This is a genomic window from Methylobacterium sp. WL7 (genome assembly GCF_008040085.1).
GTDB classification, from domain to species: Bacteria; Pseudomonadota; Alphaproteobacteria; order Rhizobiales; family Beijerinckiaceae; genus Methylobacterium; species Methylobacterium mesophilicum.
In genome coordinates, this window is record NZ_VRVG01000010.1 from 1 (window position 1) to 18,489 (window position 18,489).

General features: G+C 71.1%; 23 protein-coding genes and 1 tRNA gene. 12 read left to right on the plus strand and 12 right to left on the minus strand.

Translation table 11 applies throughout. The features are described 5' to 3' along the window. Positions 1–29: 29 nt before the first annotated feature. Together FV233_RS04655 and FV233_RS04660 are read right to left on the minus strand one after the other, a co-directional pair. Positions 30–674, minus strand: coding sequence for a hypothetical protein (locus tag FV233_RS04655; protein WP_147896749.1), 645 nt, complete (start codon positions 672–674; stop codon positions 30–32). Further along, positions 671–1,312 (minus strand): hypothetical protein, encoded by a 642-nt coding sequence (locus FV233_RS04660; RefSeq protein ID WP_147896750.1) that lies wholly within the window; start codon positions 1,310–1,312, stop codon positions 671–673. The genes FV233_RS04655 and FV233_RS04660 overlap by 4 nt, the downstream gene beginning before the upstream one ends. Before the next feature lie 120 nt (positions 1,313–1,432). Between FV233_RS04660 and FV233_RS04665 the strand changes: the two genes are divergently transcribed. Continuing rightward, positions 1,433–2,386, plus strand: a complete 954-nt coding sequence (locus tag FV233_RS04665; RefSeq protein WP_147854600.1) for a hypothetical protein — start codon at positions 1,433–1,435, stop codon at positions 2,384–2,386. Here the strand turns inward: FV233_RS04665 and FV233_RS04670 are convergent. Then, on the minus strand, positions 2,374–3,552 hold the full coding sequence (locus tag FV233_RS04670) for a glycosyltransferase family 4 protein (RefSeq protein ID WP_147854594.1): 1,179 nt from the start codon (positions 3,550–3,552) through the stop codon (positions 2,374–2,376). The two genes, FV233_RS04665 and FV233_RS04670, sit on opposite strands and share 13 nt — an antisense overlap. Further along, a complete protein-coding gene (locus FV233_RS04675) occupies positions 3,552–4,592 on the minus strand; it encodes a glycosyltransferase family 4 protein (protein ID WP_147854595.1) in 1,041 nt (346 codons plus the stop codon). The genes FV233_RS04670 and FV233_RS04675 overlap by 1 nt, the downstream gene beginning before the upstream one ends. A 60-nt stretch (positions 4,593–4,652) precedes the next feature. Between FV233_RS04675 and FV233_RS04680 the strand changes: the two genes are divergently transcribed. From FV233_RS04680 to FV233_RS04700, 5 genes are read left to right on the plus strand one after another with little or no spacing between them, the layout of a single operon-like run. After that, complete coding sequence (locus FV233_RS04680; RefSeq protein WP_147896751.1) at positions 4,653–6,707, plus strand: HAD-IIB family hydrolase; 2,055 nt, start codon at positions 4,653–4,655, stop codon at positions 6,705–6,707. Next, entirely contained in the window at positions 6,697–7,611 is a 915-nt protein-coding gene (locus FV233_RS04685; protein WP_187277697.1) for a galactosyltransferase-related protein, read from the plus strand. The genes FV233_RS04680 and FV233_RS04685 overlap by 11 nt, the downstream gene beginning before the upstream one ends. Positions 7,612–7,619: 8 nt before the next feature. Beyond that, positions 7,620–8,756, plus strand: coding sequence for a glycosyltransferase (locus FV233_RS04690; protein WP_147896752.1), 1,137 nt, complete (start codon positions 7,620–7,622; stop codon positions 8,754–8,756). 48 nt (positions 8,757–8,804) lie between these two features. Then, positions 8,805–9,722: a galactosyltransferase-related protein gene (locus tag FV233_RS04695; protein WP_147896753.1), complete on the plus strand. Its 918-nt coding sequence runs from the start codon at positions 8,805–8,807 to the stop codon at positions 9,720–9,722. Beyond that, positions 9,719–10,771, plus strand: coding sequence for a glycosyltransferase (locus tag FV233_RS04700; protein WP_147896754.1), 1,053 nt, complete (start codon positions 9,719–9,721; stop codon positions 10,769–10,771). Before FV233_RS04695 ends, FV233_RS04700 begins: the two co-directional genes overlap by 4 nt. On the opposite strand, the gene FV233_RS04705 is transcribed toward FV233_RS04700, so the two are convergent. After that, the gene (locus FV233_RS04705) at positions 10,768–12,219 is read right to left on the minus strand and encodes an FAD-binding oxidoreductase (RefSeq protein ID WP_147855179.1); all 1,452 of its coding nucleotides are present in this window, start codon (positions 12,217–12,219) and stop codon (positions 10,768–10,770) included. The genes FV233_RS04700 and FV233_RS04705 overlap by 4 nt on opposite strands. Before the next feature lie 135 nt (positions 12,220–12,354). On the opposite strand from FV233_RS04705, the gene FV233_RS04710 reads away from it, so the two are divergent. The 3 genes from FV233_RS04710 to FV233_RS04720 all read left to right on the plus strand — a co-directional run bounded on the left by FV233_RS04710 (position 12,355) and on the right by FV233_RS04720 (position 13,709). Then, complete coding sequence (locus FV233_RS04710; RefSeq protein ID WP_147855180.1) at positions 12,355–13,050, plus strand: fumarylacetoacetate hydrolase family protein; 696 nt, start codon at positions 12,355–12,357, stop codon at positions 13,048–13,050. Between the two features lie 11 nt (positions 13,051–13,061). Beyond that, the gene (locus FV233_RS04715; RefSeq protein ID WP_147896825.1) at positions 13,062–13,526 is read left to right on the plus strand and encodes an NUDIX domain-containing protein; all 465 of its coding nucleotides are present in this window, start codon (positions 13,062–13,064) and stop codon (positions 13,524–13,526) included. Between the two features lie 108 nt (positions 13,527–13,634). After that, positions 13,635–13,709: transfer RNA gene (locus tag FV233_RS04720), tRNA-Gly, on the plus strand. A gap of 275 nt (positions 13,710–13,984) precedes the next feature. On the opposite strand, the gene FV233_RS04725 is transcribed toward FV233_RS04720, so the two are convergent. The 4 genes from FV233_RS04725 to FV233_RS04740 form a co-directional block, all read right to left on the minus strand. Continuing rightward, positions 13,985–14,494, minus strand: coding sequence for a hypothetical protein (locus tag FV233_RS04725; RefSeq protein ID WP_147896755.1), 510 nt, complete (start codon positions 14,492–14,494; stop codon positions 13,985–13,987). Between the two features lie 272 nt (positions 14,495–14,766). After that, positions 14,767–14,961 (minus strand): hypothetical protein, encoded by a 195-nt coding sequence (locus tag FV233_RS04730; RefSeq protein WP_147896756.1) that lies wholly within the window; start codon positions 14,959–14,961, stop codon positions 14,767–14,769. Further along, positions 14,958–15,323, minus strand: coding sequence for a hypothetical protein (locus tag FV233_RS04735; RefSeq protein ID WP_147896757.1), 366 nt, complete (start codon positions 15,321–15,323; stop codon positions 14,958–14,960). Before FV233_RS04735 ends, FV233_RS04730 begins: the two co-directional genes overlap by 4 nt. Positions 15,324–15,439: 116 nt before the next feature. After that, positions 15,440–15,994 (minus strand): elongation factor P maturation arginine rhamnosyltransferase EarP, encoded by a 555-nt coding sequence (locus tag FV233_RS04740; RefSeq protein WP_147896758.1) that lies wholly within the window; start codon positions 15,992–15,994, stop codon positions 15,440–15,442. A gap of 113 nt (positions 15,995–16,107) precedes the next feature. Here FV233_RS04740 and FV233_RS04745 point away from each other — a divergent pair, with 113 nt between their 5' ends. Then, positions 16,108–16,386, plus strand: coding sequence for a hypothetical protein (locus FV233_RS04745; RefSeq protein ID WP_147896759.1), 279 nt, complete (start codon positions 16,108–16,110; stop codon positions 16,384–16,386). Beyond that, complete coding sequence (locus tag FV233_RS04750; protein WP_147896760.1) at positions 16,387–16,602, plus strand: hypothetical protein; 216 nt, start codon at positions 16,387–16,389, stop codon at positions 16,600–16,602. 65 nt (positions 16,603–16,667) lie between these two features. On the opposite strand, the gene FV233_RS04755 is transcribed toward FV233_RS04750, so the two are convergent. The 3 genes from FV233_RS04755 to FV233_RS04765 are packed head-to-tail and all read right to left on the minus strand — an operon-like array spanning position 16,668 to position 17,928. Continuing rightward, positions 16,668–17,081, minus strand: coding sequence for a hypothetical protein (locus FV233_RS04755; protein ID WP_147896761.1), 414 nt, complete (start codon positions 17,079–17,081; stop codon positions 16,668–16,670). Continuing rightward, positions 17,078–17,332 carry a hypothetical protein gene (locus FV233_RS04760; protein WP_147896762.1) on the minus strand — a complete coding sequence of 85 codons (255 nt, stop codon included), beginning with the start codon at positions 17,330–17,332 and terminating at the stop codon, positions 17,078–17,080. The genes FV233_RS04755 and FV233_RS04760 overlap by 4 nt, the downstream gene beginning before the upstream one ends. After that, positions 17,329–17,928: a hypothetical protein gene (locus FV233_RS04765; protein WP_147896763.1), complete on the minus strand. Its 600-nt coding sequence runs from the start codon at positions 17,926–17,928 to the stop codon at positions 17,329–17,331. Before FV233_RS04765 ends, FV233_RS04760 begins: the two co-directional genes overlap by 4 nt. Positions 17,929–18,063: 135 nt before the next feature. On the opposite strand from FV233_RS04765, the gene FV233_RS04770 reads away from it, so the two are divergent. Beyond that, entirely contained in the window at positions 18,064–18,354 is a 291-nt protein-coding gene (locus tag FV233_RS04770; RefSeq protein WP_147896764.1) for a helix-turn-helix transcriptional regulator, read from the plus strand. Positions 18,355–18,489 lie beyond the last annotated feature (135 nt).

The window sequence follows — 18,489 nt, forward strand, 5'->3', positions numbered from 1 at the left end:
GATTTAGGTAGTTTGGCATTCATAGTGTTTCAAATGCGTGCCCAAGCCTGGTGAACAGGACCAGAAATCGTATCCGGCTTCGAAGCGCCGATGAAGATCACGACTGGACCATGAGCCTCGCGACGGGGATCATAGAAATCCAAAAGGCCCGGATGGATCCGCTGAAAGAAATCCGGATAGCGGCCGTCTCGGCGGAGCAGGTGATCGATCACGACTTGGTCCCCATGCACCGCGTTCGGAACCGAGCCGCAGGAGCCGGCCGCCATCCAGCGTGCGGAATCGGCCGTGAAGGTCGCGTAGAGGCCGGCGAGGTCGTCCCCCTCCCAGCGGAGCAGGGCGCTGGAGAGCCGGCCGTGGTGGAAATAATCTTCCATGGCTGCGAAGCCGGGCTCGGCCAGGGCGTCGGCCGGTCCGGTGAGGACGGTATCGAGGTCGCACAGCAGGGTCGTGCCCTCCGTAAGGCCCGGGCGGAACGCTTCCATCTTGGCCCACCAGGTCGGCCAGTCGTGCCGCAGCGGTACTCGCTCGACCCCGGCCACATTCAGCGGCAAGTCCGTCAGGCAGAGGAACCGGTCGAAGGCAGGCGCGTGGCGGCGCACGCCCCGGGCCAGGCGCTCGACCCAAGTCGCGTCGTAGCGACCGCCGCTCTTCAGGACGGTGATCAGCGTGGTCATGATGCGTCCGTCACCTCGGGTGGATGCAGGCGCAGGCGCCCGGCCGCTGCGGCCTCGGAGAACCAGGCCCGCTCGGCCGCCCAGGGATGGCCGGGCCATCCTGCGAAGCCGAAGCCGTGGATGTTCACCGGGCCGGCATCCGCCGGGCGGTCGCGCAGCAGCGCGAGGCTCACCAGGAAGCCGGTGCTTGGGTTCGGGGAACCGTTGGTACCAGGCGCGAGCCGGCGCCTCGCCTCGTCGTGCAGTGTCTCGGGCAGGAGATGGACTGGCTTGCCGAGGGGGCGCAGCAGCGCCAGCGCCTGCCGGGTCCAGCAGATCGGCTCGGGCGCGTTCGCTTCCACGGGCAGCATCGGGAACGGCAGGATGAACGCCTCTGCTTCTCGGACCACCGGACGGTCCAGAAAGCCGGGATCGGCCAGCCATTCGCGCATCTGCCCGCCGCGATTGACCAGGGCCAGATGCGTGACGCGCGAGCCTGTGCGGCCGCCGAAGCCCGGGGCGTTGTTGAAGCGCACCACATGGCGGGCCGCGTCGATCGCGCGCGCCAACGGGCCGATCCCGGGAGCGTTTCCGACGATGGCGAGGGAGGCGCGCGGGTCGGCGCGCTCCGGGCGGAAGAAGTCGATGGCGATGGACATGGGTGGCTGGGTCCCGAGGAACAGCCAAGGTATGGCGCCGGCTCCGCGTCGCCAGGGCGCCGCGACAAACCGGAACGGGCTGTGACCCCCCTCCGCCGCTGCTTCGTCTGCGCCGCCGACATGCTGGCGCCGAACGCGCGGAGCCTCGATTTCCCGGGCGGGCGCCGACGGCTGTTCGCGATCGGGTGTGACTCCTGCGGCGTCCTGATCGAGCCGGATGCGGACCCCGACCAATGCTGGCGGGACCTCGCCGGACGGCTCGCCGCGCCCGTCTTCGTTCCCGACCCGGAGGCGGGCTACGGCCTCGACATCTACACCCTGCGCAGCGCCGCGACCCGGCTCGGCCGCGGGATCCGCCCCCTCGCTCCCGCTGATCGCATCGCCCTGCTTCAGCCGCACAGCACGCGCGCCGCGCAAGGCGCCCTGTACGACCTCGACGGCGCGGAGTGGCGCCCGGTCTCGCTCGGGGTGATCTGCCGCCCGGCCGAGCGGGATTCCGTGCTGGCGGCGCTGCCGGCGCAAGGTACTTGGACGGCGGATGTCGCGATCCTGCTCGATGCGCCGGCTGCCCCGGCCCTCGCCGTCGCGGTTTCAGGCTTCGCGCACGGCTCGGTGCGTCTGGCGGCGCGCCCCCTCGCGGGCGATTTTGCCGCCCAGCGCAACGCGCTGCAGGACCTCGCCCGCAACGCCTGGATGCTGCAGCTCGACGCCGACGAGGCCCTCGATCCTGCGACCGGAATGCATCTCCCCGCGCTGGCGGCGCTCGCCGAGGCCGGCGACGTCATCTCGGTCGGACTTCCCCGGCGCAACCGCATCGACGGCATCCTGTCGGATGTCTATCCGGACGTGCAGTACCGGCTGAACCGGGCCGGGACGCGCTATGCCGGCCGCGTGCACGAGCGGCCAGCGCTTTCCGGCCGCTGGCCCCGGAGCTTCATCGCGCTCCACGGCGCGATCGACCATGCGCTCACCGGCGCGCATGTCCGGGCACGCTCCCAGCACTACGAGGCCCTGGATCCGGGGCGCGGGCGGCCGGAGGAGCTGGAGGCGCTGCTGCGACCCTACCGCGCCTGATCGATCGCCCGCCGGTAGAGGTCCAAGGTTTCGCGCCCGAGGCTCGCCCGGTCGAACCGGCCCGCCGCCGCTAAGGCCCGGATGCGGTAGGCCGAGCGCAAAGCGGGATCACGCAGGAGCGGGCGCAGGGCTTCGGCTATGGCGGGGCCGGTCGCCGCCTTCGCCAACGGTCCCGCCTCGGGGACGCCGACGAAGGCCCGGGCGCTCGCATCCTCGGCGCAGGCCACGACCGGCCGGCCATAGGCCAGGGCCTCCTGGTAGACGAGGCCGAAGCTTTCGTAGCGCGAGGGCGCCAGGACGACGTGCGCGCCCGCATAGGCCTCGGCCAGGCCTTGTGCGTCGATCCTGCCGCGAGCCCGGATGCGGCTCCTGGCGGCCTCCGACAGGTCCGCCGGCATGTCGCCGGGGGGCACCCCGACCAAGTCGAGCGAGAAGGACGGAAGTTCGCCGCGCACCTGCTCTGCAGCCAGGATCACCATCGCGTCGAGCAGGGCGTCGAAGCCTTTGCGCGCCTCGGCCCGGCCGACGAACAGCAGACGCACCGGCCCCGTCCCGGCTGCCGGGTAAGGCGCCGCCTGGGCGGCGGCGATCTCCGGCGGCAGGCTGAGGCCGATCACCGCCTCCGGTCGGCGGCCCGACAGCCCGTAGGCCCGGGCGATCACCTCGGCATGCGCCTGCGTGTTGGCGATCAGCCCGGCGCTGCCCTGGGCCTGGCGGCGCTCCAGGCGGTCGGCGGCGGCACCGTCGAGGCGGTCGCGCAGGTTGGGATTCCCGTTGCGGGTGAAGGCGGCGGGCGTCGAGCTGCGGGTCACCAGAGGTAGGTCCCGGCGGGCGGCGAGCAGCACGGCCGGGGCGTACCAGTTCGTCGCCTCGACCACATCGAACGCCGCCCGGGCATGCTCCGCCAGCACCGCCCGGCGGAAGGCCAGCGGCGCCGCGAGATGACCGACCGTGCCCCAAAGGCGCAGCCGCGCCAGCGAGCTGCCCGGTGGTAGCGAAATACCGATGACAGTGACGCCGCCGACCCGCTCCCGGCCGATCCGGTCCAGCGTGAAGACCGTCACGTCGGCGCCCGCCTCGGCGAGGCTCTCGGCGATCTCCCGGGCCGCCGTGGAGAGTCCGCTGGGCGACGGCGGGTAGTCCCAGGCCAGGAGCGCCGTGCGCATCAGCGGGCGAGCAGGCGATGGTAGAGTGCGAGGTAATCGCGCGCCATGCGCTCGGCGGTGAACCGCGTCTCGAATGTTCTTCGAATTAATGCGCGGTCCAGGCTGCCGACTCTTCGAATAGCCTTCGAAGCCTGCGCCTCGGACTCGACGATGAAACCCGTTACGCCGTCTTCGACGATCTCCGGGACCGATCCCCGGTTCCAGGCTACCACCGGGGTGCCGCAGGCCATCGCCTCGATCATCACCAGCCCGAACGGCTCGGGCCAGTCGATCGGGAACAGCAGCGCCCGGGCACTACCCAGGAGCGAGCCCTTCCGGGCGTCGTCGACCGGCCCGAGATAGGTCGCGTCGGGCCCGAGCAGCGGGCGGACCTGGCGGTCGAAATAGCCGGGGTTGCCGACATCGATGGTGCCGCCCAGCCGGATCGGCATCCCGGCCGCCCGGGCGACGCGGATCGCGGTGTCCGGGCGCTTCTGGTCGGTCATCCGTCCCACGAAGGCGACATGCGCCTCCGGCTCGGCCTGGAAGGCGTAGCGGTCCCGGTCGATGCCGTGATGCACGATCCCGGCCCGGTTGGAGGCCGGGATGCCGGCCTCCTGCGCGGCCGAGATCGCCGCCACCGGCAGATCTGGGAAGCCGGCGAAGAACAGAGCCCGGTCAAGCTCGTCCACCCGCCAATGCACCGTGGTCAAGCTGCGCCCGCGGGCCGCACCGAGCAGCGCCGCGTGGGCGAACTCGCCATGGCAATGCACGATGTCGAACTCGTGCAGCCGCAGCCGCAGCGCCTCCAATTGGAGGGCGTCCAGCGCCGCCGGAACCCCGGGCGCGACCCGGCCGTGGCGCTGTTCCAGGGCCGCAAGGCTCGGGTAATCGCCGACCCGGGGCAAGTCTGTCGCACTGTCCGAGGGGGCAAATAACGTTATTTCCGCGCCCAAGCTTCGCAGCGCCGTGCTAAGATCGTGCACAACCCGCTCGGTGCCGCCGTGATGGTTTGGGGGAACGGGAAAAATGTTCGGCGCGACTTGGGCAACACGGATCACGACGCCCTCTTCACATAAGTTAAGGTCGCAAAAGCAGCCGACAGCGTCAGCAAACGTCTGATGTTCGTCCTGCACGTCGCCCTGCAGGGCTGCCTGCGCGGGCGCGATGTCGTCTACGGCCTGACCGCCGATACCGGCGGCCACATCCGCTACCTGCTGGATCTCGTCGCCGCCTCGGCGCAGGATTTCGGCGTCGCCGAGATCGTGGTGGCGACCCGCCTTTTCCACGGATCGCTTGGCCAGGATTACGCCGTGCCCGAAGAGCGGATCTCCGACAAGGTCAAGCTGGTGCGGCTCCCGAGCGCGGCTCCGGGCTACCGGTCCAAGGAGGCGATGCACGAGGAGGTCGCGAGCTTCGCCGAGAGCCTCGTCGCCTGGATCGGCGCCCAGGAACGCGCGCCCGACGTGATCCACGCCCACTATGCCGACGCCGCCGCGGTGGCGGCGATCGTAGAGGCGCGGCTCGGGATCCCGTTCGTGTTCACCGCCCACTCCCTCGGGCGGGTCAAGGCAGCGATGCTGGGAGGAGACGCAGCAGGCGCCCCCGACCTCGCCCGCCGGATCGCTACAGAGGAGGCGGCCCTCGCCCAGGCCACCCTGGTCATCGCCTCCTCCAGGGACGAGGCCGAGGTCCAGTATGCCGGCTACGAATCCTACAATCCCGGCCGCGTCCGCGTCGTGCCGCCGGGCAGCGACCTGGCGCGCTTCGCCGCCGCCGAGCCGCATTCGCGGGTCGATGCCCTGATCGACCGCTTCCTGGACGATCCCACCAAGCCGCCGTTGCTGGCCCTGGCCCGGCCGGTGGCGCGCAAGAACCTGGCGGCCCTGGTCGAGGCCTATGGCGAGAGCCCGGAGCTGCAGGCCCGGGCCAACCTCGTGATCGTGGCCGGCACCCGCGGCGACATCGACGCCCTCGACGGCGACATGGCCGCCACCATGCGCGACCTGCTGGTGCTGATCGACCGCTACGACCTCTACGGCCGCGTGGCCTACCCCAAGACGCACAGGCCCGACGATGTCCCGGCGATCTACGCCTATGCGCGGGCGCGCGGCGGCATCTTCGTCAACCCGGCGCTCAACGAGCCGTTCGGCCTGACCCTGCTGGAGGCGTCGGCCGCCGGCCTGCCGCTGGTCGCCACCGACAGCGGCGGCCCCAACGACATCGTGGAGACCTGCGGCAACGGCCTGCTGGTCGATCCCCGTGACCCAACGGCCATCGCGCAAGCCAGCCTGCGCATCCTGTCCGATCCGGCCCTGCGCGCCCGCTACGTCGCGGGTGGGGCCCGGGCCGCGGCAGCCTACGATTGGGACCGGCACGCCGCGCGCTACCATGTCCTGCTGCGGGCCCTGCTCGCCCCCGAGCCGCCCCTGCGGACGCCGGCGCAAATGCTGGTCTGCGATATCGACAACACCTTGGTCGGCTGCGAGGCGGCGCTCGGCATCTTCAGGCATTGGCGCAGCCAGCAGGCGGGCCTGGCCTTCGGGGTCGCCACCGGCCGCTCGTTCCACAGCGCCATGGCGATCCTGGAGCAGCAGGCGAGCCCGCGGCCGCAGGTGATGATCACGTCGGTCGTCTCCGATATCTACCACCTCGACGCCAACGGCGTGACCTACACGGCCGACGCCGACTGGCGCGAGACCATCGCGGCGGACTGGGACCGGGAGGCTTTGCGCGCGGCACTTGTCGGCATCCCGGGGCTCTTGCCGCAGGGCCCCCTGGAGCAGCGGCCGTACAAGCTGAGCTATTTCGGAGACGATGCCGCCGCCCGCCGGGTCGGAGCGCATCTCGCCGAGTCCGGTCTCGACGCCCGGGTGATCCACAGCCACGACCGCTACCTCGATATCCTGCCGGCGGCGGCCTCGAAGGGTACCGCGGTGGACCATGTCCGCGCGCTCTACGGCCTGCCGGAGCGGGCGGTGTTCGTGGCCGGGGATTCGGGCAACGACATCGAGATGCTGCGCCTCCGGGTACAGGCGATCATCGTGGCGAACTATTCCGACGACCTCGCCAGCAACGCCGCGCTGCAGCACTCCTACGTCGCCCGGGCCTCGCATGCCCGCGGCATCATCGAGGGCGTGGCGCATTTCCGCCGGATGCTGGCCCATGCTTCCTGACATTCGGCTACCTGAGGTGCGCTTATCGGCGCCCGCGCCGAGCGTGCTCACCCTGGTCCGCGGCCGGGCCGGATGCCTGCGCAACCTGATGCGCGGCCTCGCCCGGCAGACGGTGCCCCCGCGCGAACTGGTGATCGCCTGGATGCAGCCCGAGCCGGCGCCCTTCCTGCCCGATCCCGGCTGCTCGGTGCGCCATCTCCACGTGCCGGGCGAGCCGATGCCGCTCGCCGCCGCGCGCAACCGCGCCGCCGAGGCCGCCGCCGGCGACCTGCTGGTCTTCCTCGACGTGGATTGCATCCCGGCCTCCGGCCTGGTCGGCGCCTACGCGGCGGCCGCCTCCGGCGCCGGGGGGCTGCTCCTCGGCGAGGTTCTGTACCTGCCGCCGGAAGCCGGGCCGGCGCTGGACGCGTCCGATCTCGACGACGCAGCCCTCGACAGCCTCGGCCGCCCCCACCCGGCACGGCCGCCGGTGCCGGAGACGGGGCTGCGCCGGGAGCCCGATCCCGGCCAGCTCTGGGGGCTGTCCTTCGCCCTGCCGGCCCAGGCCTGGCGTGCGGTCGGCGGCATGGACGAGGGTTTCTGCGGCTACGGCGGCGAAGAGACCGATTTCGCCGCCCGCCTCGCCGCCACCGGGCTGCCGACCGACTGGGTCGCGGGGGCCCGGGCCTACCACCAGCACCACCCGGTCCACGTGCCGCCGCTGCAGCATTTCGCGCCGATCCTGGCCAACGCGGCGCGCTTCCGCGCCCGCCATGGGCGCTGGTGCATGACCTACTGGCTCGGCCAGTTCCGCGCCGCCGGGCTGATCGACTGGGACGAGGCCGCCCCGGCGATCCGCCTGATCCGCATGCCCACCGTACCGGAGGTCGCCGCCTCCCTTCGGCCCGGCGCCCTGTTCTCGTGAAGCAGACCATGAAGAAGCCGATCGCGTTCTTCGTCCATCACCAGGGCCGGGGCCACGCCAACCGCACCATGGCGGTCGCCGCCGAGTTCGCCCGCGACCGGCCGGTCTCGGTGTTGACCGCCGGCCCGCACCTGTTCGACGGTTTTTCGCGCGACATCGAGATCGTGGCCCTGCCGGACATGATCGGCGCCGCCGTGCCGACCGCGCGCCTCTACGCCGAGCCGACCCCGCAGGTGATGCATTGCGTGCCCCTGGGGCTCGCCCCGATGCGCCGGACCATGCGGGCCATCCTCGACCATCTGGACGACCGCGCGGTCGGCCTGTTCGTGGTCGACGTCTCGGCCGAGATCGCGCTGCTCGCCCGGATCGCCAGCGTGCCGGCGGTGCAGATCCGGATGCACGGCGACCGCTCCGATATCGGCCATGTCGGCGCCTACGAGGCCTGCGTCGGGATGCTGGCGCCGTTCGACGCGCGGCTGGAGCAGGCCGACTATCCGGCGTCGCTGCGCACAAAGACCTTCTACAGCGGCGGCCTCTGCACCAGCCTCGACCGGGTCCCCGACCGGGCCGAGGCGCGGGCGAAGCTCGGCCTCGATCCGCAGCGCGAGATCGTCGTCGCCGTGACCGGCGGCGGCGGCAGCGGCACGCCTTACGCGCCGCTCACCGTGGCGGCGCGGGCCGAGCCAGACGCCCTGTGGCTGACCCTCGGGCCGACCCACCGGGAGGGCCACGAGACCGATTTCGCCAACCTGCGCGAGCTGGGCTGGGTGCCCTCCGTCACCGACTATCTCGCGGCCGCCGACATCGTCATCGCGTCCGCGGGCGACAACACGGTCCACGAGGTCGCCCGGGTCGGCGGCCGACTGATCGTGATGCCGGAGTGGCGCTACTTCGCGGAGCAGACCCGCAAGGCCGAGGCTCTGGTCCGGCTCGGGGCCGCCGTCCAGGCCCCGGCTTGGCCCGGCGACCTCCAGGGCTGGCGCGACCTCCTGGCCCGCGCGCGCGCCCTCGACGGCTCCGTGCTGCACGGACTCTTCGCCCCGGACGCCGCATTCCGCGCCGCCGGCTGGCTCGAAGGGCTGACCGACGACCTCTGGCAGGGCGCCGAAGTACCGGGTCCGCTTCGCGCCGTCGCGAACGGCTGATCGCCCGCCTACACCCCCATTCCCCACCACTCGGAGCCCGACCGCCGCATGTCCACCGTTTCCGTCGTGACCCTGGCCAAGGGCCGGGCGGCGCATCTGCGCAACGTGCTGCGCGGCCTGGAGCGCCAGACGCAGGCCCCCGCCGAGTTCATCGTCGCGGTGATGCAGGATGAGCCCTACGACCTGCCCGAGACGGCGTTTCCAGTGCGCCAGATCCGGGTTACCGGCCGTGAGCTGCCGCTAGCGGCCGCGCGCAACCGGGGCGTGGACGCGGCCACCGGCGACGGCATCGTCTTCCTGGACGTCGACTGCATCCCGGCCCCCGACCTCGTGGCCGATTACGCGCGTGGGCTCGCCGAACTCGACGGCCTGCTGATGGGTGAGGTCCTGCACCTGCCCGAGCGCGCCACCGCCGGCGCCTGGCGCTACGCCGACCTGGCCGCCAGCGCTGAGCGGCATTCCGACCGCCGCGGCCCGCCGGCCTCCGGCATCGAGCTCTGCAACGACTACCGCTGCTTCTGGTCGCTCAACTTCGCGATCCGGCGGGCCACCTTCCTGGCGCTGGGCGGCTTCGACGAGCGCTACGCCGGCTATGGCGGCGAGGACACCGACTTCGGCAAGATCCTCGACCAGAGCGGCACCCCGATCGCCTGGATCAAGGGCGCCCTGGCCTATCACCAGTACCACCCGCACCACATGCCGCCGATCCACCACCTCGACAGCGTCGTGCGCAACGCCGAGCTGTTCGAGGCCAAGTGGGGCTACCGGACCATGGGCCACTGGCTCTACGCATTCCGGGTCATGGGCCTGATCGACGACACGCCCGACCGGCCGATCCGGATCCTGCGCCGGCCCGACGCCGACGACCTCGCCCTGACCGGGCAGCAGAGCCACCAGCCCTACACCAACTCCGCATCCGTCATCCGGTATCTGGAATCCCGGGTCGGCGCGGCGGCGACCGCGTGAGGATCGCGCTCCTCGCCCATATCCGCCACCCGGTCGCGCCGCCCTTCACGGGGGGCATGGAGGCCCATAGCTGGCATCTCGCCGAGGGGCTGGCGGCCCGCGGCCACGACGTTGTGCTGTTCGCCTCCGGCGACAGCGATCCGCGCTTCGCGATCGACGCCGTTGTGCCGATGCACCACGAGCGCGTCTTCCCGGGGCTCGAGCATCGCGGCGATCCGGGGCTGCGGGCCCATGTCGATGCCGGCTACGCCGCCGCCTGCGACCGGATCGCGGCGGGCGGGTTCGACGTGCTGCACAACAACAGCCTGAGCCGCCTGCCCCTGGAGGGTCGGCGGACCGCGCGGGTCCCCACCGTCACCTCCCTGCACGTGCCGCCCTACGACGCCCTGCGCGGGTTCGTGCACGACAGCCCCGGCCCGGGTCACCGGATCACCGTGACCTCGCGGGCGCAGCTCCACACCTGGTGGCCGGAGGGCGCGCCGCCGGAGGTGTCGGTGCTGCACAACGGCGTCGACCCCGCGGCCTGGCCGTTCCGGGAGCGCGGCGACGGCAGCGCCGTCTGGTCCGGGCGGCTGGCTGCGATCAAGGGCGCCCACCACGCGATCGCGGCGGCCCGGCGCGCCGGTATCCCGCTGACCCTGTACGGCCCGATCGAGGAGCCGAATTACTGGGCGGACCGGATCGCCCCGCAGCTCGGCGGCCCGATCCGCTACGGCGGCCATCTCGACGGCTCGGCGCTGGCCGCCGAGATCGGCCGCGCCTCGGTCTTCCTGTTCACCCCGTGCTGGGACGAGCCGTTCGGCCTGGTGGCGATCGAGGCGATGGCCTGCGGCCTGCCGGTGGCCGGCTTCGCGATGGGCGCGGCCCGGGAAGTCGTCGGCGAGGCCGGATGCCTCGTGGCCGCCGGGGACGAGGCCGCCTTGGCCGGTGCGATCGGCGCGGCGCTGGCGATCCCGCGCCCGGTCCCGCAGGCCCGCGTCGCGCGCCTATTCACCCGCGACCTCTGGCTCGACCGCTGCGAGGCGCTCTACGCGCAGGCGCGCGGCTAGGGCGTGACCGGCGGTGCGCCGCCGGGGATCGGGATCACCTTTCCAGGGTTCATCCGATCCTCGGGATCGAGCGCCGCCTTGATCCGCCGCATCAGGTCGAGGCCGACCGGGTCGGCGTAATGCGCCAGCTCGTCGCGCTTGATCAGGCCGACGCCGTGCTCGGCCGCGATCGAGCCGCCGAGTTCGTGCACGATGTCGTGGACGATGCGGTTGAACCGGCCCCATTCCGCCAGGAACGCGGCGCGGTCCAGCCCGGCCGGCTGCGTCAGGTTGAAGTGGATGTTGCCGTCGCCGAAATGGCCGAAGCCGCAGGGGCGCAGGCCCGGCATCGCCGCGCTGCAGGCCGCGCTCGCCCGCTCCAGGAAGTCCGGCAGCTTGGAGAGCGGCACCGAGACGTCGTGCTTGATCGAGGCGCCCTCCCGGGTCTGCGCCTCCGGCACGCCCTCGCGCAGGGCCCAGAGCGCGGCGTTCTGGGCGCCGCTCGCCCCGATGGTCGCGTCGGCGATCGATCCGGAGTCCAGGGCCTCGCCGAGGGCGGCCTCGAGTTCGGCGCGCGTGTCGGCGTCGGGCCGCGCGGACGACACCTCGATCAGCGCGTAGGCGCCGTATTCGCCCGCGAGCGGCCGGACCGTGCCCGGGACGTGCCGCAGGACGATCTCCAGGGCGAAGGGCGGCAGGTACTCGAAGGCCGTGAGGTCGCGGTCCATCCGCGTGCGCAGGAAGACGAACAGGTCGAGGGCGGCGCGGGGCGAGTCCAGGCCGACGAAGGCGACGCTGGTGGAGCGGGGCCGCGGAAACAGCTTCAGCACCGCCGCGGTGACGATGCCCAGCGTGCCCTCGGACCCGATGAACAGCTGCTTCAGGTCGTACCCGGCATTGTCCTTCCGGAGCGCCCGCAGCCCGTTCCACACCCGCCCGTCGGCCAGCACGACCTCGAGCCCGAGGACGAGGTCCCGGGCGTTGCCGTAGGCCAGCACGGCGATGCCGCCGGCATTGGTGGCGATGCCGCCGCCGATCCGGGCGGAGCCCCGGGACGCGTAGGAGAGCGGGAACAGCAGGCCGGCCCGCTCGGCGGCGTCCTGCACCTCCGAGAGGATCATCCCGGCCTCGACCGTGATCGTGGCATCGACCGGATCGACCGCGCGCAGGCGCGCCATCCGTTCCAGGGACAGGACCACGCCACCCTGCGGGACGCCGCCTCCGGTCAGCCCGGTGTTCCCGCCCAGCGGCACTACGGCGAGGCCCGCCTGGGTGCAGGCGCGGACCGCGAACGCAACCTCCTCGGTGCTACCCGGCCGCAGCACGGCCAGCGCCGAGCCCGTGAAGAGCTTGCGGCTCTCGACCAGGTAGGGCGCGAGGTCCTCGGGCTCGGTCAGCACGTGGCGCGCGCCGATCCCGTCGCGCAGGGCGCTGAGCAGCGTATCGTGGGGAAGGGGAGGGGGCGTCATCACTGAAATTTTGTAGGCCAGCCGGCGCCGGTTGCAAGCGCCGGGATGGCGCGGGCCCCGGCAGGCCTTACAACGCTCCTGCACGCCCGGGGCACGTGCGCCCGGTTTTCAGCACGCTCCACCTTAGAGGCCGCGATGCTCTCCGTTATCCAGAATCCCCCCCGGATCGCCCTGCCGATCGCCGGCAGCAGCGACCTGTTCCCCGTGCGCCGCGTCTACTGCGTCGGCCGCAACTACGCCGCCCATGCCCGCGAGATGGGCGCCGACCCGGATCGGGAGCCGCCGTTCTTCTTCATGAAGCCGGCCGACGCCCTGCAGATCGTCGGTGCCGAGCCGACGCCGCACACCTATCCGCCCCAGACGCAGAACTACCATTTCGAGGTGGAGCTCGTAGCCGCGCTTTCCGGGGGCGGCAGCGACATCCCGACCGAGACCGCCCTCGACCAGGTCTACGGCTATGCGATCGGCCTCGACATGACCCGGCGCGACCTCCAGGACGAGGCCAAGAAGCTGTCGCGGCCCTGGGATCTCGGCAAGGCGGCCGACGGCTCCGGCCCGATCGGCCCGCTGTTTCCGGCCTCGGCGATCGGCCATCCGGCCAGGGGCGCGATCACGCTCTCCGTCGACGGCGCCATCCGCCAGACGGGCGACCTCGCCGACATGATCTGGTCGGTCGCCGAGCAGGTCGCCTACCTGTCGCGCTACTTCACCCTGCAGCCGGGCGACCTGATCTTCACCGGCACGCCGTCCGGCGTCGGCCCGGTCCGGCGCGGCGAGCGCATGGTCGCGGCGATCGCAGGCCTGGGTGAGATGACCCTCGACGTCGTGTGACGGCGCGCACCATGCTCCTCGACCGGCCGTTCCTGCGGCGCCTGTTCCACCTCGGGGCGCTCGCGTCCCGGGGCATGACGCTGGGCGTGCGCGGCGTCGCCCTCGACCCGCACGGGCGGGTGGCCCTGGTCCGGCACACCTACGTCAGCGGCTGGCACCTGCCGGGCGGCGGCGTCGAGCGTGGCGAGACGGCGGTCGCCGCCATGGAGCGCGAGTTCCGCGAGGAGGCGGAGATCGCCGCGGAGGCGCCGCTGCGCCTTCACGGGCTCTACCGGAACGCCGGGGCGGCGCCCCGGGACCATGTGGCCGTGTTCGTCCTGCCGGTCTTCACGGTGCTGCGGGACAAAGCCCCAGACCGCGAGATCGCCGCCGTCGGGTTCTTCCCGGTGGACGCGCTCCCCGAGGGCACGACCCGGGCGACCGCCGCCCGGCTGCGGGAGATCCGCGACGGGCTCCCCTCCGACCCGGATTGGTGAATCGACAAGAACCGCAAAAGAGACGCTTGCGTCGCCCGGCGGAATGGTGTTTAGAGAGCCGCGCCGGGGGCCGCCGGCACGAAAGTCCAGGCGGCCAGGCACTAGTGAGCGGGTGTAGCTCAGGGGTAGAGCACAACCTTGCCAAGGTTGGGGTCGAGGGTTCGAATCCCTTCGCCCGCTCCAATTTTCACGGACGATTACAACGACTTAGCAAAGCCGCCTCCGGGCGGCTTTTTGCTGTGGGGCCGTAACTGGGGCCGAAACGTGCCGAAACCCCGCTCGGGAAGGCCCCGGCAGGGTGGTCGGCGACGGGGCGGGGCCGATTGGTTTCGGACCCGGCGGAAGGCGTCGCGAGGGGAGGCTGCCACCCCCCTGCGTGACCCGTTTCAGGTCACGCCCGCCGGTCCGTGTGCGTTTTCGCACGGGCGTGGGAATTGGGCGTGGCGGGCGGATCGGGTTCACGTGCCCACGATATCGGACCAGATCTCCCGATCGGGCGTACCGTCAGGCCGCAGGGTATCGACGCACACCTCGATCCAGGTAGCCCTTCGCCTGAACATCTGCGCCCCGTTCTTGAACGCCTTCCTCATCGACCGGGCGCTTCTCTCGCCCGCAACGAGTATCGTCACCTCGCGCATGTGGCCGAGCCTTTCCAGAATGATGTCCCGGACCGGCGTGCAGACATAATGCCTCTGGAGTTGCCCTGAGCGCTTGAGGATCGTTATGCGCAGCCCGGTGATGCTTCCTTCCGGGTCCTCCCACATGGCGTGGACGGCGAAGGGGCACGAGACCAGGGCACGTACGAACTGGACCATGGGCTCCTGATCCGTCCCAGGCTCGTACACCTCGATGTGCCGAGACTGGCACTCCTGGAACGTGTCGTTGACCATCATCGATTGGATGGATCGCGCCTCAATCATCTCAATCGGAACGGGTCGGCCGGTCTTTCTCTGTGGGGTCTTTGCCATGATGCGCCTCCTTCGGCGTTGAAGAGGCGCCTTAAATGTACTGGAAAACCTTCTAGAACCTTAGCGGACCACGGCTTATTTCTTTATCGATCTTCGCAAGACTTGCTTCATATTGATTGAGACTGAAGATAGTCGCTCGAATTTTACGGATCGACTTCAATCGGGATTATCCACCGACGAGCCGTCGCCCCATGCGATCGCCAACCCCACGGCGGTCCCCAGCGGCAGGGCGAACACCGTCCAGATGACCAGGACCTGCAGGGATCCGTGGATCATGGCCGGGTCCTCCCCACGCGGCGCCTGTCGTTGCGGGCCTCCCGCTCGACGGCGTGCTCGATCCACAGGGCGAGCGCGTCCCGAATTCGGGACTCCCGCTCGGCCGGGCCCTCCCCGGGATCCGCGGCGATGATGCGCTCGACGGTCCGCGTCGCCCCGCGGGCGAGCTCGTCGATCGTGGCCCGCCTCACGGCCTGATATCCAGTTCGACCTTGTCGCCCGGCACGTACCAGGTCGCCTCGGAACCATGCCCGGCTTCCCGCGATCCGTACGGGTCCGCCGGGTCGACGTACTGGGACAGCACGTAGAGGGGCGTGGTCCCGTCCGGGTTTCGGGCACCGTCGATCGTGAGGCCGGCGAGGTGGCCGTCGTGGCGGATGACGAACGACGGCTCCAGCTCCGAGACCCAGCACCCAAGCATGCGTCGGAGTTCGGCCGACCGAAGCTCCTGTTGCCGTGCTAGGGCCCGGTCGACCATCGCCGCGAACACGGCGCCCGGCGACATGGCGTCGACCGCCGCGGGATCCGATGCCGATTCCTTCAGGGTCGACACGCCGTGTTGTAGGCGATCCCACAGGTTCGGGCCTCACCCCGGCACGCCAGCGGTGACGTACCCGTCATTGGCGACCTCGGCCCGCTTGGCCCACCACTCGAACGGTCGCTGCTCGATCATGCCTGCCTCCGTGCCTTGGCCTCGGCAGCACGGCGCGCCTTGCGGTTGGGGCCGGCCTCCCGGAGCCCGGCCAGCATCGAGACCAGTGGGCTCATTCTCCGATAGGTCACCTCGACCTCCGTGGTGAGCTCGATGGCCCGCGCCATGCGCTGGACCACCTCAGGCAAGCCCATGCGCCTCAAGGGAATGCCGATGCCGCCGACCGTGACGATCTCCTTCGGCTCCGGCGCCGTCGCACTGAAGTCCGAGAGGTAGTCGACGGGGACGCGGACGTCGTACCCGTGCTCGTCCGTCAGGATCGTGGTGACGCCGACGTCCCCGAACCGTGAGGCCATCGTCACCCGGACGCGCTCGCCGTCGCAGTCGGCGAACAGGGTCGGGACCGGGTCGCGCCACATGGGCAGGCCGTGCCGATCCTCGATCGCCTTGTCGAAGACCGCGTCGCCCGTCGGGTACTTCAGGGCGGCCGGTCGGCATTGGTAGTCGAGGAACCGCCGCAGGCACTCGGGCTGGGTCTCGTCGTCGATGTACTCGTCGCAGTGCTTGGCCATCGTCCCCTCCCTCACCAGAAGCTCGCCACCGCCGGCAGGCTGCCGCCCGCCGGGGCCTTCTCCGCATCCGTCCAGGCTTGCCCTTGCTCGGAGGCGGCCTCAGACTCCCGCGCATGCCCGACGACGAGTACGACCCCGCCTCCATCCGCGTGCTCGCTGAATTGGGGCCCCTCCCGCGCCGGCCGGCCGGCCACATCCACGAGCCGGCCCACGTCGTCGCGCAGGTCATCCTCACCGGCGGGGGCCGCCTGTTCGTGGAGGCCCCCGGGGCCCCGCCGACCCGCATCGTGGCGATCCCGGCCAAGAAGGCGGCCGCCGTCGGGCAGCGCGTCGCCGAGCTCGTCGCGGAGGCCCTGGCGGCACGGGACCGCGCCGGCGAGGGGAAGGCCTGAATGCGAGACGATCTCCACCACGTCGAGGACGGCCCCGGCGCCGGGGCGCGCATCGAGCTCGTGGTCCGGGTGCTCCTCGGCACGGAGCGGTCGACCGTCCTCGTGGTCGACCTCGTCACGGGGCGCGCTCTGGCCAACCAGGTCGTCCCGCACGGGAGCGAGCCTGGGGCCGCGGCCGCCGCCGTCGAGGCGATCGTCGGGGAGCGGCTGGCCTAGCAGGATGGCCTCGATGTCGATGGCCGGCGCGTTGGTCAGGATCAGGCCGGCCCAGATCCCGGCGGTCATGACGTCGACCTGCGGAAGATGCGGTCGAAGATTGTTGCCTGCACGCCCTTCGCGGCGACGTCCGCATCCCAGCGAGCCGTAATCTCGGCGAGCACCTTCGCCGCCACATCGCTTCGGGCCTTCCGGATCCTGCGACGCCGCCGCTTGATCTCCTCGGCGAGCGCAGACCGCTCGTGTCCCGGGACGAGGGTGGTGACCACGTGGAGCGGCGGCATGCGTTCCTCACCGGCGAGCGCGTCGAGGAACTCGTTCCACGTGGCGCCGGCCTTCTCGATGTCGGCACGCACCCGGATCGAGACGCCTCGGAACCCGCAGACGACCGGCGGCCCGAGCGGCCGCTTCGGCTTGGGCGGCAACGGGACGGGCAGCCGACGGGCCCGGCGGACCTGCAGGTGGTGGAGAGCCGTCACGCCCGGCCCTCCGAGACGAGGCCCCGGGCGACCATGATCGAGTAGACGCCCGCGGCCTGCTGGCGCGTGTTGAGACCGTCGGCCTGCGCCTGATCGAGGACCTTCTGGATCAGCTCCCACGGCGGCAGGGCAGCCCGGGCGGCCCAAGCGGCCCATCGGGCGTGGTTGGCCCGGGTCCGAGGGTTGCCCGCGAACCGCTTCGCTAGGCGGGCGATGACGACCGGATCGACGGCCTGCGCGGGGGCGGTCATGCCGCCCTCCGGGCCGGCTTGAAGCGTTGCAGCTTCATGGCAACGAGCTTTTCTGCCGCCAGGGCCGCCTTGAGCCCCGCTTGCCGCCCAATCGAAGCGCGGTAGGCCTCGTCCCGGTCGTCGTCCGGCTCCGCCTCGTCCTTGGTCCCATCTCGCTCGAAGAATACCGTCACGCCGCCGACGACGATCGAGGTGATCTTGTTGGCATCGAGGAAGCCATGCCCGCGGCCCACCCGGTCGCGGTACAGCAGCGCGTCGAGGATGGGCGCGTACATCGCCGCGAACTCGTCCTGGTTGTCGCCGTAGATGTTGATGTCACCGGCAACGCCATTCCACGCCACGAGGCAGAACCCCGTCGGCAGCAGGTCGATCCGCCCATCGTCCGGGTGCGTGTTCACTCGAAGGGCAAGCCCCTTCTCGTCGCCGCACTCCGTCTCGATCTCCAGGATGTCACCTCGGTCGAGGTAAACGTTCCCGCGGTGGAGGATGCCCTCCCTCACTTGGGCCAGCCGATCGGGGCCGACGAGCACCCGGGCCCAGAAGTGCACCTTCGGCACGTGCAGCCCCGTCACAACGAATTCCGGTGCCTTCGACATCCCATTTCCACCTACGGATTTCGACAGATCCGCAGTGTGCCACGATCGAACGATTCGTACTGGACGGCGACCGGGATTTCAGGCAGCCGCTGAGTCGGTGGGGTGTCTTTCATCTGGGCCGGCTACGATGCGGGCATGGACATCTTCGATCTCGGCGAGGAAGTGGCGCGCTTCCGGAAACGCAAACGGCTCTCGCAGCGCCAGCTGGCAGCGCAGGCCGACGTCTCTCTGACGTGGCTCTCGAAATTCGAGAGAGGCGACAGCTTCGAGCCGTCGATCCACCGCGTCATGCGGGTGCTCCACAAGCTGGATCTCGACCTGCACCTAGGGACCTACAATCATGGTCGCCCGACGCTGGACGAGTTGAGCCGCAAGAACGAGGAGATCAAAGAGGATATGCAGGCCGGGCGCGAGCCTCGCTGGTAGAGACCAGGGAAAACTTCACCTTCTTGGCAGGCTTCTGTTGCGAAGGATCGCCTGGGGGATTCTAGTGATCCCGCACCCAAGGACGACTTCGATGCCTCGCTCGATAGAGAAACCGACCGCCGCCACCGCCTGAGC

Coding starts and splice junctions, on each gene's coding strand:
- FV233_RS04770 (WP_147896764.1), top strand. CDS start 18,064: ATGGACATCTTCGATCTCGGCGAGGAAGTGGCGCGCTTCCGGAAACGC.
- FV233_RS04725 (WP_147896755.1), bottom strand. CDS start 14,494: ATGGCAAAGACCCCACAGAGAAAGACCGGCCGACCCGTTCCGATTGAG.
- FV233_RS04665 (WP_147854600.1), top strand. CDS start 1,433: ATGCTGGCGCCGAACGCGCGGAGCCTCGATTTCCCGGGCGGGCGCCGA.
- FV233_RS04715 (WP_147896825.1), top strand. CDS start 13,062: ATGCTCCTCGACCGGCCGTTCCTGCGGCGCCTGTTCCACCTCGGGGCG.
- FV233_RS04685 (WP_187277697.1), top strand. CDS start 6,697: ATGCTTCCTGACATTCGGCTACCTGAGGTGCGCTTATCGGCGCCCGCG.
- FV233_RS04670 (WP_147854594.1), bottom strand. CDS start 3,552: ATGCGCACGGCGCTCCTGGCCTGGGACTACCCGCCGTCGCCCAGCGGA.
- FV233_RS04695 (WP_147896753.1), top strand. CDS start 8,805: ATGTCCACCGTTTCCGTCGTGACCCTGGCCAAGGGCCGGGCGGCGCAT.
- FV233_RS04710 (WP_147855180.1), top strand. CDS start 12,355: ATGCTCTCCGTTATCCAGAATCCCCCCCGGATCGCCCTGCCGATCGCC.
- FV233_RS04765 (WP_147896763.1), bottom strand. CDS start 17,928: ATGTCGAAGGCACCGGAATTCGTTGTGACGGGGCTGCACGTGCCGAAG.
- FV233_RS04690 (WP_147896752.1), top strand. CDS start 7,620: ATGAAGAAGCCGATCGCGTTCTTCGTCCATCACCAGGGCCGGGGCCAC.
- FV233_RS04750 (WP_147896760.1), top strand. CDS start 16,387: ATGCGAGACGATCTCCACCACGTCGAGGACGGCCCCGGCGCCGGGGCG.
- FV233_RS04760 (WP_147896762.1), bottom strand. CDS start 17,332: ATGACCGCCCCCGCGCAGGCCGTCGATCCGGTCGTCATCGCCCGCCTA.
- FV233_RS04740 (WP_147896758.1), bottom strand. CDS start 15,994: ATGGCCAAGCACTGCGACGAGTACATCGACGACGAGACCCAGCCCGAG.
- FV233_RS04660 (WP_147896750.1), bottom strand. CDS start 1,312: ATGTCCATCGCCATCGACTTCTTCCGCCCGGAGCGCGCCGACCCGCGC.
- FV233_RS04680 (WP_147896751.1), top strand. CDS start 4,653: ATGTTCGTCCTGCACGTCGCCCTGCAGGGCTGCCTGCGCGGGCGCGAT.
- FV233_RS04745 (WP_147896759.1), top strand. CDS start 16,108: ATGCCCGACGACGAGTACGACCCCGCCTCCATCCGCGTGCTCGCTGAA.
- FV233_RS04655 (WP_147896749.1), bottom strand. CDS start 674: ATGACCACGCTGATCACCGTCCTGAAGAGCGGCGGTCGCTACGACGCG.
- FV233_RS04705 (WP_147855179.1), bottom strand. CDS start 12,219: ATGACGCCCCCTCCCCTTCCCCACGATACGCTGCTCAGCGCCCTGCGC.